Origin of the sequence: Caballeronia sp. LZ035, from assembly GCF_031451175.1 — a bacterium.
Classification (GTDB): Bacteria; Pseudomonadota; Gammaproteobacteria; order Burkholderiales; family Burkholderiaceae; genus Caballeronia.
Genome location: NZ_JARUXS010000003.1, coordinates 408,492 through 421,071 on the forward strand (window position 1 = coordinate 408,492; position 12,580 = coordinate 421,071).

Consider the following 12,580-nt stretch of genomic DNA (forward strand, 5'->3'; position numbering starts at 1 on the left):
CATGGCCAATCTCACTCGCACGCTCGCCATCCTGCTGTTTTCCGTCGCGGTCATTCTCGGCATTTTCGCCGTGATGCTCGCGCGCAATCCGGCGCCGTCGCCCGAACGCGACCGGACGCCGGCACAGCCCGCCGCGCTGGCCACGCCGCAGCGGCTCGCGCCAGTGGTGATCGCCACGCGCGACCTGGCCGCGGGCAAGCCGCTCGATGCCGACGCCCTGACGGTGCGCATGCAGGCCGAACCCGCGCCGGGCACCTTCGGCGATGCCGCCGCGCTCGTCGGCCGCGTGCCGCTCGTCGCCGTGCCGAAGGGCGCGCCGCTTACCGCCGAGACGCTGTCGAGCGGCCTCGCCGATGTCGTTGCACCGGGCGAGCGCGCGGTGGCCGTGCGTATCGACGAGACCAATGCAGTGGGCAATTTCGTGCGGCCGGGCGATTACGTCGACGTGTTCTTCACGCTTAAGCGCGAAGGCGCATCCGGCGATGTGGAAATCGGCTCGACGCAGGCGCGCCTGCTTCTGTCGAAGGTGCGCGTGCTGAGCATGGGCGACGCGTCGATCGGCCGGGCAGGCGGCAAGGAAGCGAAGGATTCCACCTTGCATTCGGGCAGTCCGCGCACTGCGGTGCTCTCGGTCCGCACTGCCGACGTCGATGCGCTGACGCTCGCGGAGAACGCGGGCCGCCTGGTGCTCGCGCTGCGCAATTCCGCCGATCCCGAAGCGCCGCCGCCGCACGCGTTCGCCCCGCTGTTCGCCGCCGCGAAGCCCGACGACGGCGCCGCGCGCGCCGCCGCCGGCCTTTCGCTCGGCACGCTGGCGGGCGCGCGCACGGCGAGCCGCGCGGCGGAACCGGCGCGCGTCGCCCGCACGCCGCGCGCCGCCACGGGCGAAGGCATCGAAGTGATACGCGGTGGCCGGGCGGAGCAGGTCGCGTACTGATGATGATCAGGAAAAAGAACGGACCGCCGACAGCGCGGCGAATCACGATGACAAGCAATCGGCAAGACAAGGGCATGACGAAATCGACGGGATGGAAACAGGCAGCGCTCCTCGCCTGGGTGGTCGTTGCATGCGGCGCCACTGTGCAGGAGGCGGCGGGGGAAGCGGCGACTACGACGGCAGCGCCGTCGCGCGGACAGGTCATCGCGCTGTCGGCGGGCGCGCAGATGTCGCTTGCGCCCGGCAAGGCGGTCACGCGGGTGGCGATCGGCGATCCGGCCGTCGCCGATGTGAACGTGCTGAAGGGCGGCGGCGTGCTGCTGGTCGGCAAGGCGGCGGGCTCGACCAGTCTCATGCTGTGGCAGCGCGGCAGCGAGACGCCGCTCTCCTACACCGTGGACGTGGCCTCGGGCGCCGGCGCCGCGCTCGCCGAAAGCGACGCGCCGCAAGTCCGCGTGCTCGGCAAGACGGCGGTGCTGACCGGCAGCACGCCGAGCGTCGGCAAGCATCAGCGCGCGGTGGCGGCGGCGCGCGCGTCGGTGGGCAAGGACGGTGCAATCGTCGATGCCTCGACCATCGCCGCGCGCAGCGTCGTGCAAGTCGATGTCAAGGTGGTCGAGTTCAGCAAGTCGGTGCTCAAGGAAGCCGGCTTCAACCTGTTCTCGCAGAATCACGCGGGCTTCGCGTTCGGCACCTTCGCGCCGACCGCGCTCAGCAGCGTGTCGGGCGGCGCGACCAGTCCGCTCGCTGTCACGGCCACTTCGCCGATCGGTTCCGCATTCAACCTGCTGCTCAATTCGACGTCGCGCGGACTGTTCGCGAACCTGAGCTTGCTGGAAGGCAACAATCTGGCGCGCGTGCTGGCGCAGCCGACGCTGGTGGCGCTGTCGGGGCAGAGCGCGAGCTTCCTCGCGGGCGGCGAGATTCCGGTGCCGGTGCCGCAGTCGCTCGGCACGACGACGATCGTCTACAAGCCGTACGGCATTGGCCTTTCGCTGACGCCGACCGTGCTCGGTCCGGAGCGCATCGCGCTCAAGGTGGCGCCCGAGGCGAGCCAGCTCGACTTCGCGCATGCGATCACCATCGACGGCGTCTCGGTGCCCGCGCTCACCACGCGTCGCGCAGAAACGGCGGTCGAACTCGGCGACGGCGAGAGCTTCGTGATCGGCGGCCTCGTGGATCGTGAGACGGCCTCGAACGTCAACAAGGTGCCGCTGCTTGGCGACCTGCCGATCATCGGCGCGTTCTTCAAGACCTTGCAGTATTCGCAGCAGGACCGCGAACTGGTGATCATCGTGACGCCGCATCTGGTCGCGCCGATCGCCCGCAATGCGCCGCTGCCCGCGACGCCCGGCGAACAGTCGGAGCAGCGCAACGGTCCGGTGTGGCGCTCGTTCATCGGCGGCGCCATTTCCGCCGATGCCGCACCAGGATTTTCGCGATGACGCCCGCCGACGCTTCCGCGCTGCCGGCGCGCTTCCTGTGCGCGAGCCCCGATGGCGCGCGGCTCGACTGGCTGCAACGCGCGCTCGCGGGCGCGGGCCCGGTGGAAGCCGCGCCGTGGGACGTGGCCGGCCTGACTGCGCGCATCGGCGAACGGACGCCGGGCGTGGTGTTCATCGACTTCGGCGCGAGCGGCGACGCCACGCACGCGAGTCTCCTGGCGCAGGCGGCGCGCGACGCCTATCCGGCGGTGCCGATCGTCGCGCTGGGCACGCTGGCGACGCCGGCTCCGGCGCTCGCGGCGCTGCGCGCGGGCGTGCGCGATTTCGCCGATGTGAGCGGCGCGCCCGCCGACGTCCTCGCGATCGCCCGGCGTCTGCTGGCCGAACGGCCGGCGCCGCGCAGCGAGCCGGTGAGCCGCCACGGCAAGCTCACGGTGCTGCTGGGCGCGCGTATCGGCGTGGGTGTGAGCACGCTCGCGGCGAACCTGGCGGTGTGTCTGCAAAAGCGCGCGGCGGCGGCGCAGCGCACCACGGCGCTGCTCGACCTCGGTCTGCCCGCGGCAGACAGCGCGTTGCTGCTCGACACCCGCAGTGAACTGCATTTCGTCGATGCCGTGCGCAATCTGCGCCGCTTCGACGAGACCTTCGTGAACACCGCCTTCGCGCGTCATCCGAGCGGGCTGGCGCTGACCGCGCTGCCCGCCGATCTCGGCGAGATGCGCGCGATTTCCTTCGCGTCCGCGACCAGCACGCTGACCCGCCTGCGCGCGTATTTCGATCAGCAGATCGTCGATCTGGGCGGTTTCTCGAACCTCGAATTCGTCGCGCAGGCCGTGCGCGCCGCCGACGAAGTCTGGCTCGTGTGCGATCCGAACGTCGCCTCGGCGGTGTCGGCGGTCGCCTTGCTCGACGCTCTGCGCGCCGGCGATGAAAGCGAGCCGGACGAAGCAAAGCCGCTCGGCCTCGTCGTCAACAAGTTCGACGGCGCGCTCAACTTCGGCGCCGACCAGCTGGCCGAGCGTCTGGACCTGCCGCTCGTCGCGGTGCTGCCGGAGCGGGCGCAGGCGCTCGGACGCGCGGTGAACCAGGGCCGGCTGCTGGCCGAGTGCGCCGAACGCGATCCGTATGTCCGCGCGCTCGCGCCACTCGTGGCGCGCCTGCACGGTGAAGCACCGGGCGAGGCCGCCGCGCGCGACGCGCAGTCGGCAGGCGGCCGTGCGTCCCTCCGCTCGGCGCTGAGCGCCGGGCAATTCCTTCCCAACTTTCTCAGACGGTCATAGACGATGGTTCAGGACTTCAGCAAGGACATCGCGTTCGCGAACGATCTGGCCGAAGACGCCGTCGCGTTCGCCCAGTCGCAGCAGTTTCAGGACGTGGCGACGGCCGCGCACGAACATCTGCTGTCGCGCATCGAGGAACTCGGCGCGGAATTCGGCCGCTGGTCGCGCCAGGCGATCCAGCAGTTCGTCGATCTGGAAATGGACAGCTTCGTGCGTCTGCGCCGCATTCCGCTCAACGAGAGCGAAGTGCGGCTCGTGGCGGCGGCGCTGACCAAGGAACTCGCGGGCTTCGGCCCGATCGAGGACCTGCTCGCGGACGCCGCCGTGGAGGACATCCTCATCAACGGCTATAGCGACGTGTATGTGTCGCGGCACGGCATTCTCGAAAAGATTCCGGTGCGCTTCGCCGACAACGCGCACCTGCTGCGCATCGTGCGGCGCATTCTCGCGCCGATCGGCCGGCGTCTCGACGAATCCAACCCGATGGTCGATGCGCGCCTGCCCGACGGCGGCCGCGTCAACGTGGTGATCGAGCCGCTGTCGATCGACGGGCCGGTGGTGTCGATCCGCAAGTTCCGCCGCGATCCGCTGCGTCCTGACGATCTGCTCGCCAACGGCACCTTCAACCAGGACATCGCGACGCTGTTGCAGGCGGCGGTAGACGCCCGCTGCAACGTGCTGGTCTCGGGTGGTACGAGTTCGGGCAAGACCTCGCTGCTCAACGCGCTGGCCTTCTTCATTCCGAAGCACGAACGCGTGGTGACGATCGAGGACACGGCGGAGCTGTCGCTCAACCATCCGCATGTGGTGCGGCTCGAAAGCCGGCCCGGCGGCTTCGACGGCGCGGGCGTCGTGTCGATCCGCGACCTGTTGCGCAATACGCTGCGGATGCGTCCGGACCGGATCATCGTGGGCGAAGTGCGCGGCGGCGAAGTGCTCGAAATGCTCCAGGCAATGAACACCGGTCACGACGGCTCGATGGGCACCGTGCACGCCAGTTCGCCGCGCGAGTGCCTGTACCGGCTGGAGATGCTGGCGGGCTTCGCGGGTTTCCAGGGCACGGAGGCGAGTCTCAGAAGGCAGATTGCCAACGCGATCGACTTCATCGTGCAGATCGGGCGGCTCTCGAACGGGCGGCGCCGGATTCTCTCGGTCACCGAAGTCACGGGCCTGTCCGACAACATCATCGCGATGCAGGAGTTGTATCGCTATGAGCCGTCCGTCGACATGAACGGCGACGAGCAGGACCGCTGGAACTGGCTCGGCATTCATCCGAGTTCGCCGAAGCTCGCGAAATTCCGCCAGGCGCAGGGCGTCGCGATGTCGGAAGGCTTCGGGCAGACGGGCCGCTTTGGCGGCGGCTTCGGCGGGGGCTTCAGTGGCTAGGGGCGTCGCGCTCGTCGCGATGGTCGCGCTGCTGTGCGCGGCGGCGGCGCTCATGCTGTGGCGGCGTAGCGCCGTGCGGCGCGAACGGGCGCTGGCCGAACGCTTCGTCGAGCGGCAGGTGCAGAGCGCGAGCGCGGCGCATGGACTGCATACGCCGCACGCTCCGCAACCGCCCCGGCCCGCAACGGGCGCGTCGGCCACCGAGACGAGAGCGGGCGTCCGGGCGCGCATCGCGCAGGTTCGCGCGTTCGTCGGCAATCTGCTGAATCGCGCGGGCATCGAACGGCCGGGCGCGCTCGTCACGACGACGCTCGCCGTCGCCGCTTTCGGCGCGCTGTGGGCCAGCTTGCGAGCGGGACCGGCGATCGGCGCGGGCGTCGCGGCGTTCGTGCTGGTCGCTGTGTATGCGTGGCTCTCGTGGCGCGCGCAGAAACGCTATCAGCGGATCGTGCGGCAACTGCCGCCGTTCCTCGACGGCATCGTCCGGATGATCGTCATCGGCCACAGCGTGCCGGCCGCGTTCCAGAGCGCGCTCGGCAGCGCCGAAGCGCCGCTCTCCGAATGCCTGAACCGCGCGCTGCCGATGCTGCGCACCGGCATGGAAATCGATCACGCGCTCGGCGCGGTGGCGCGCATCTATCGCGTGCGCGAACTGGAACTGGTGGGCTCGGTGCTGCGCGTGTCGGTGAAATACGGCGGCCGCTCCGACGTGATGCTCGACCGCATGGCCGCGCTGATGCGCGACCTGGAACAGGCCGACCGCGAACTCATCGCGCTGTCCACTGAAACGCGGCTCTCGTCGTGGGTGCTCGGACTGCTGCCCATTCTGCTCGGCACGATGGTGATCCTGACCAATCCCGCCTATTTCGACGCCATGTGGACCGACACGCTCGGCAAGCGCCTCGTCTACATGGCGGTGGCGTTGCAGGCGCTCGGCGCGTGGATGCTGTACCGGCTGGCGAGGATGCGCACATGACGATCACGCCTGCCTTGCTCGGCGCGCTCGCGCTCGTTGCCGCCGCACTGGCCGTGAGCCTGTGCGGCATGCTGGTGTTGGGCCGCCATCTGCGCATGCAGCGTTCGGCGCGCACGCTCGACCACGCGTTGCAGGACCGTGCCGCCGCGTCGCTGTCGGCCGCTTCTGCCGCATCTGCTGCGCCCGCCACACGCCTCACGCCGGCGCCGACGCGCGGTCTGTTCGCAGCGCTGGGGCGCGCGAGCGTCGCGTGGCTCGACACGCCGTTCGGGCGCATCGCGGTGGCGCCGGAAGACCGGCGTCTGCTCGAGCGCTGCGGCTATCTCGATGTCCAGGCGCGCGCCCGTTTTCTCGCGGCGCGCATCGCGGGTGCGCTCGGCGCGCCGCTCGTCGTGTTTGCTGTCGCGCATGGCGGCATGAGCAGTGCGCGCTTCATGCTGCTGATGTTCATGGCGCTCTCGGCGGGTTTCATGGCGCCGAAGTGGCTCGTGCGGCGGCGCGCGCAGGCGCGTCAACGCGCGGTGGAAAACGAACTGCCGATGTTCGTCGATCTGTTGCGGCTGCTGCAGGGCGTCGGGCTGTCGCTCGATCAGAGCCTGCAGGTGATGATTCACGACTTCGGCACCGTGCTGCCCGTGCTCGGCCGCGAACTGGCGCTGGCGCAGGCGCAGTTCGTCACCGGCCGCACCCGCGAGCAGTCAATGAAACGTCTCGCCACGAGCTACGAAAACGACGACCTCGCCGCCATCGTGCGGCTGATCATCCAGGTCGAGCAGCACGGCGGCGCGGTGCAGGATCCGCTCAAGCAGTTCGGCGACCGGCTGCGCGAGGCGCGCCGCGCGTCGCTGCGGGCGCGCATCGGCAAAGTCACCGTGAAGATGACCGGCGTGATGGTGCTCACGCTGTTGCCCGCGCTGCTGATCATCACGGCCGGGCCGGGTTTCATCGCGGTGGTGCACGCGCTGGCAGGACTTCATCGATAACGGAACGCTCATGACGCTCTCCACGAAACTCTTGCGCCCGCTGCTCGCGGCGCTGATCTGCGCGACGCTCGGTGCGTGCGCGACCAGGCAGGAGAACGGCTACGGCCTGGGCATCCAGGCCGAACGCCAGGCCGCGCTCGATCAGGCGCAGCAAAAAGACGCACCGCCCGATACGCCCGGCATGTATCTCGCGCTGATCGACCGGATGCAGACGCAAGGCTTGTGGTACGCGTCGCTGGCGCACATCGATGCCTACGAGCAGCAATACGGCGAAGCGCCCGACACCCTTCTGTTGCGCGCCGATGCGCTGCGTCAGACCGGGCAGCCCGAGGCCAGCGCGGCGGCCTACGCGCGTCTCGCCGATACCCCGCTCGCTGCGCGCGGCCTGCGCGGTCTGGGCTTGCTGGCGGGCGCGAAGGGCGATTTCACGCACGCCGCCGAACGTTTCGAGGCAGCCTCGAAGCGTGCCCCGACCGATGCCACGATGCTCTCCGACCTCGGTTATGCGCGCTTGCGCATGGGCGATGTGGAAGGTGCGCGCGTGCCGCTGATGAAGGCCGCCGAGCTTGCACCGGGCAACCCGAAGATCCTGAGCAACGTCGCGCTGTATCTGCTCGCCAACGGACAGGCGGCGAATGCGCAAGGACTGATGGACCAGCAGAAATTCACGGCGGACGTGCAGCAGGCGATCCGCGGCGATGCGAAACGCGTGGCCGATGCGGCGCGGCCGCGCGTCGCGGCGCGTTGATGTCGCACGCAGTTTTTGAACTAAGAGGCAACGATGAAACGATTCCCCCTGACGATGCTGGCCGCCATGCTGGGCGTGGCGCCCGTGCTCACTTTCGCGCAGGACGCGAACCCGCCGGCGGCGAGCGAGATCGGCCACGCAACGCAGGCCTGGCTCACGCTCCAGTCCAGCAACGCCGCCGCCGCGCCCGCTCAGCCGATGCTGGGCGCAGAGGCCAGCGCGGCCTACGACCGCTATCTGAAGTCGTTCGAGACGGGCATTCCGGCGCGTTTCGGATCGTCGCTCGAAGATGCCGGGCGGCCGGCGCTCGACGTCAACTATCACAACGCGAACTGATGTCCATCCGCTGCTCACGCTCACGCCATGAAAGCGCACCGCACCTTCCGACCGCCCCTTGAGCGCCAGCGCGGCGCGGCGGCGACGCTCGCGGCGATCTGGCTGGTCGTGGCGGTCGCGGCGCTGGGCGCGCTCGACATCGGCAATCTGTTCTTCGCGCGGCGCGCGTTGCAGAGCGTCGTCGATCTCGCCGCCAGCGCGGGCACGCAGTCGCTGTCCAGCTCGTGCGCGCGCGCCACGTCGGCGGCGACCGGCAGCGCGCTCGTCAACGGCTTCGACGGCAGCGCCGCCGGCAACAGCCTGAGCGTCACGTGCGGGCGCTGGGATACGCAGGCGAACGCCGCGCCCGACTACTTCTCGACCAGCGGCTCGCCGGCCAACGCCGTGAAGGTGAGCGCGGCGCGCAGGGTGCCGTACTTCTTCGTCGGGCCGTCGCGACAGGTGACGGCGACGGCCATCGCCCGGGCAACGGACATCGGCTCGTTCTCGATCGGCACGACGCTCGTCAGCCTCGGCGCGGGCCAGTTGAACAGCCTGCTGAACGCGCTGCTCGGCACGAATCTCAATCTGAACCTCGTGTCGTACCAGGGACTCGCGAATGCCCAGGTGCGCGTGGGCGATCTCGTCACGGCGGCGGGCGTCGGCACGGTGGATCAATTGCTGGGCCTGCAACTCAGCGCGGGCGATATCGCCAGGCTCATGCTGAAGGCGCTGCAAACCACGTCCGTTGCGAACGCGAATCTCTCGACCGCGATCGGCGCGATGGGCGCCATCGTCAATGCGAATATTCCCGGCAACCAGACCATCGCGCTCGGCAGCAAGAACGGCTCGCCTGGCCTGCTGTCGATTGCGCTGGCGAACACGCAAAGCGCGCTCGACGCCACCATCAACCCGCTGGAAGCGCTGCTCGTCACGGCCGAGATTGCGCAGGCGGGCAAGGCGGCTGTCATTCTGAAGCCGAGCGTCGATCTGGGCCTGCTCGGTTCGGTGACGCTTTCCGTGCAGATCATCGAGCCGCCGGCGCTGGCCATCGGCGAGGCGGGGCAGGACGGCCAGGGCAACTGGCGCACGCAGGCCAGCACGGCGCAAGTGCGCGCGGCCGTCGACGTGAGCCTCGTGAAGCTGCCCACCATCCCGCTCATCCCGTTGCTGAGCGGCCAGCTCATTCATCTGCCGCTGTATGTGGATGTGGCGTCCGGCACGGCATGGCTCGCGTCGACGCAATGCGCCGGTCCGCCATTGGCCCGGCGCTCGGTGATCGGCGTGCAGAGCCGCATTGCCAATGTCTGCGTCGGCGACTTGGCGGCCAATGCGGCATTCGGCAGTTGCACCGTCCCCGCGACCATCCTCAACGTGCCCGGCGTGGCCAGCGTAAGCCTTGCCGCCGCGCTTCCCGCGGCGATGCCCGCATCATCCGCGCCGAACATCACGTTCGACGGCGTCAGCGGCAACGCCGACGACTACCAGACCGTGCCGTCCGCGCCGGGCGCATCGCTTGCGAATGCACTGAGCGGGCTGAACACGAGCCTCTCGCGCACGCTGAAGATTTCATCGCCCATCCTGCCGACCGTGCTGACCGATCTGTTGAGCGGCATCGTCACGGGCTTGCTGGGCGGCGTCGTGGCCACGCTGCCGCAACTGCTCACCAGCCTCGACACCGTGCTGCTGCCGGTGCTCCAGGCGCTCGGCGCGCAAGTGGGCGCGAGCACGATCCACGACCTGTCGCTGACCTGCGGCGAGTCGCAACTGGCCTACTGATTGAACGACATGAGACAGAACACCAGAATCGATGGCCTCGACATTCACGTATGGGAGGGCAAGGCCGACATCGTCGAGCGCGTGGTGCGCGCGATGTCCGGCCAGGACGTCGACGTGCTGCGCGCCGACGGCACCGCCATCAGCGCGCCCCGCGACGCCGAGCGTCCGGCCCTCGCGATCATCAGCGTGAGCGTGATCGACCATGGCGCGTTCGTTTTGCGCGACTGGGAGGCGCGGCATACGATGCCGGTCGTGTGGGTCGGCGCGGCGCCGCGCGAGCGCGATCCGTCGATGTTCCCCGCCGACTACTCGCACATCCTGCCGCTCGACTTCACGGGCGCGGAACTGCGCGCGATGGTCTGCAAGCTCGCGCGGCAACTGCGCGCGCATGGCGAGGATACGCAGGCGTCGGATGATCTGATCGCGCACGCGGAGTGCATGAAAGCGCTGCTGCATGAAGTCGATACTTTCGCCGATTGCGACACCAGCGTGCTGGTGCATGGCGAGACCGGCGTCGGCAAGGAACGCATCGCGCAACTGCTGCACGAGAAGCACTCGCGCTATGGCGAAGGGCCGTTCGTGGCCGTGAATTGCGGCGCCATTCCGGATGGGCTGTTCGAGTCGCTGTTCTTCGGTCATGCGAAGGGTTCCTTCACGGGCGCCGTGATGGCGCACAAGGGCTATTTCGAACAGGCCAACGGCGGCACGCTGTTCCTCGACGAGATCGGCGATTTGCCGCTTTATCAGCAGGTCAAACTGTTGCGCGTGCTGGAGGACCAGGCGGTGACGCGTCTCGGTTCGGCGACGCCGGTGCGCCTCGAATTCAGGCTGATCGCGGCGAGCAACAAGTGCCTGCCGCAACTCGTGAAGGACGGCGTCTTTCGCGCCGACCTGTATTACCGGCTGGCGGTGATCGAACTCAAGATTCCGTCGCTGGAGGAACGCGGCGCGCCCGACAAGATCGCGCTGTTCAAGGCGTTCATCAGCGAGGTGATCGGCAAGGACAAGCTCGACGCGCTGCCGGACCTGCCGTACTGGCTCGCGGACGCCGTCGCCGATATTTATTTCCCCGGCAATGTGCGCGAACTGCGCAACCTGGCGGAACGGGTCGGCGTGACGGTGCGGCAGCTCGGCGGCTGGGACGAGTCGCGCGTGAAACGCCTGCTGGTGCTGGCGCGCAACCAGCAGCAACCGGCAGCGGCAGAAGGTGCAACCGATCTGCTCGTCGATCGCAGCAAGTGGGACATGAACGAGCGCAACCGCGTGATCGCCGCGCTCGATGCGAACGGCTGGCGCCGGCAGGATACCGCGCAGCATCTCGGCATCAGCCGCAAGGTGCTGTGGGAGAAGATGCGCAAGTTCCAGATCTTCGACGAGGAGCCCGAAACCCGGCCGATGTAGCGCCGCGGAAGGGTGCCGGGGCAGAGGAGGCGGCGGGCAAATGGCGGACGCAGGCAGGTGCAGCGGGAAGGCAGCCAGCCAGAACGAGGCACGCTACGCCGGAGGCAGGCAGCCCAGGCAGTCCCGCGCTAGCAGACGCCGCCAGGAAATCCCGTCCAGCCATCGCGCAGCCAAAAAAACGCCGGCGCACGCATGCGCCGGCGAAGTTCTGGCTTTACGAGGGCTGCCAGAAGCTCTTGGGAAACCGGGTCTAACTGCTCGACTTCACCTTTAAGCCGCGTTTGCGATGCGCATGGCGTGATGCGCGTCGCGCCTTTTCGCGGCGGCTTTCGCCATGCGCACGCCGGGCACCTGGTCGATGCCGAACGCCGGCCGCGCCAGGAAGAAGCCTTGCGCGAGCACATGCGGCCATTGCGCCAGCCACTGCGCCTGCGCGGCGGTTTCCACCCCTTCGACCACGATCGACACTTTGAGCCGTGTCAGCAACGCGACCACCGCCGAGAACACCGTGCAGGCGTTCGGGCAGCTCGGCGCTTCCGACAGCAGTTCCTTCGCGATCTTCACCGTGCCGAATTCGATCGGGCCGAGCGCGGCGAGGCAGGCATAGCCGGTGCCGAAATCGTCCATCGAAATGTTGACGCCTTTGTTCCGGAAGCGGCGCACGAGCTTTTGCATGCCAGGAAAGCGCGCCAGATCCTCGCTCTCCGACAGCTCCAGTTCGAGGCATTCCGGCGCAATGCCATGCGCACGGCAGATGCTGTCCATGCGCTCGGCGAAACCGGGCAGGGCCGCAATGGACGGCGGCACGTTCACCGCCACCGGGTAGTGCGCGCCGCCTGTGGCGCGCCATGCGGCCATATCGGCGGCCACCCGGTCCATCACGAACCAGGTGAGTTCGAGCATCACATCGGCGTCCTTGAACACCGCGCTGAATGCGCCTGGCAGCTGCAGGCCGAACTCCGGATGACGCCAGCGAATCAGCGCTTCCATCTGCGCGAGTTCGCCGCTGTCCACCCGATAGATTCCCTGATAGGCGATGCAGAACTCACCGGCCCGCAGGCCCTGGAGTACGCGATGCCTCAATGCATGATCTGAGTTCGGCGCGGCGATCGCTGCGGGCGAGCCGTCTGTCGTTCTTTTCATGCTGCTTCCTATCTCCTCCGGTTGGTTCGACAGAAGATTGCAGGAGTCATGCCAGATGCGCTCCACGGCGGCTATTCAACGCTCAAGCCCCGCGTGTCACGGCTGGATAACGTTTGCGGGGGTGTTTCGTCGTACCGAAGGCCGTGTCCAGTATGAAACAGGTGCTTCAGTTACGTTACGTCCGGCG

General features: G+C 68.5%; 11 protein-coding genes. 10 read left to right on the top strand and 1 reads right to left on the bottom strand.

What is annotated here, in order from left to right:
• Window position 1: 1 nt before the first annotated feature.
• From cpaB to QCE88_RS24835, 10 genes are all read left to right on the top strand, one after another.
• Window positions 2-937 carry a Flp pilus assembly protein CpaB gene (gene cpaB, locus QCE88_RS24790; protein ID WP_309907270.1) on the top strand — a complete coding sequence of 312 codons (936 nt, stop codon included), beginning with the start codon at window positions 2-4 and terminating at the stop codon, window positions 935-937.
• 74 nt (window positions 938-1,011) lie between these two features.
• A complete protein-coding gene (locus tag QCE88_RS24795; RefSeq protein ID WP_409018249.1) occupies window positions 1,012-2,382 on the top strand; it encodes a type II and III secretion system protein family protein in 1,371 nt (456 codons plus the stop codon).
• The gene (locus QCE88_RS24800; protein ID WP_309907274.1) at window positions 2,379-3,662 is read left to right on the top strand and encodes a fimbrial protein; all 1,284 of its coding nucleotides are present in this window, start codon (window positions 2,379-2,381) and stop codon (window positions 3,660-3,662) included. The genes QCE88_RS24795 and QCE88_RS24800 overlap by 4 nt, the downstream gene beginning before the upstream one ends.
• A 3-nt stretch (window positions 3,663-3,665) precedes the next feature.
• Window positions 3,666-5,048 (top strand): CpaF family protein, encoded by a 1,383-nt coding sequence (locus tag QCE88_RS24805; protein WP_309907276.1) that lies wholly within the window; start codon window positions 3,666-3,668, stop codon window positions 5,046-5,048.
• 19 nt (window positions 5,049-5,067) lie between these two features.
• Window positions 5,068-6,024, top strand: a complete 957-nt coding sequence (locus QCE88_RS24810; RefSeq protein ID WP_309908758.1) for a type II secretion system F family protein — start codon at window positions 5,068-5,070, stop codon at window positions 6,022-6,024.
• Window positions 6,021-7,007 (top strand): type II secretion system F family protein, encoded by a 987-nt coding sequence (locus tag QCE88_RS24815; RefSeq protein ID WP_309907279.1) that lies wholly within the window; start codon window positions 6,021-6,023, stop codon window positions 7,005-7,007. The genes QCE88_RS24810 and QCE88_RS24815 overlap by 4 nt, the downstream gene beginning before the upstream one ends.
• Before the next feature lie 10 nt (window positions 7,008-7,017).
• A complete protein-coding gene (locus tag QCE88_RS24820; RefSeq protein WP_309907281.1) occupies window positions 7,018-7,755 on the top strand; it encodes a tetratricopeptide repeat protein in 738 nt (245 codons plus the stop codon).
• Between the two features lie 33 nt (window positions 7,756-7,788).
• On the top strand, window positions 7,789-8,091 hold the full coding sequence (locus QCE88_RS24825) for a DUF3613 domain-containing protein (protein ID WP_409018216.1): 303 nt from the start codon (window positions 7,789-7,791) through the stop codon (window positions 8,089-8,091).
• A 27-nt stretch (window positions 8,092-8,118) separates the two neighbouring features.
• Window positions 8,119-9,849, top strand: a complete 1,731-nt coding sequence (locus tag QCE88_RS24830) for a TadG family pilus assembly protein (RefSeq protein WP_309907283.1) — start codon at window positions 8,119-8,121, stop codon at window positions 9,847-9,849.
• A 9-nt stretch (window positions 9,850-9,858) separates the two neighbouring features.
• The gene (locus QCE88_RS24835) at window positions 9,859-11,250 is read left to right on the top strand and encodes a sigma-54 dependent transcriptional regulator (protein ID WP_309907284.1); all 1,392 of its coding nucleotides are present in this window, start codon (window positions 9,859-9,861) and stop codon (window positions 11,248-11,250) included.
• A 270-nt stretch (window positions 11,251-11,520) separates the two neighbouring features.
• Here the strand turns inward: QCE88_RS24835 and QCE88_RS24840 are convergent, their stop codons facing one another.
• Window positions 11,521-12,393, bottom strand: coding sequence for an EAL domain-containing protein (locus QCE88_RS24840; protein WP_309907287.1), 873 nt, complete (start codon window positions 12,391-12,393; stop codon window positions 11,521-11,523).
• Between the last annotated feature and the right edge of the window lie 187 nt (window positions 12,394-12,580).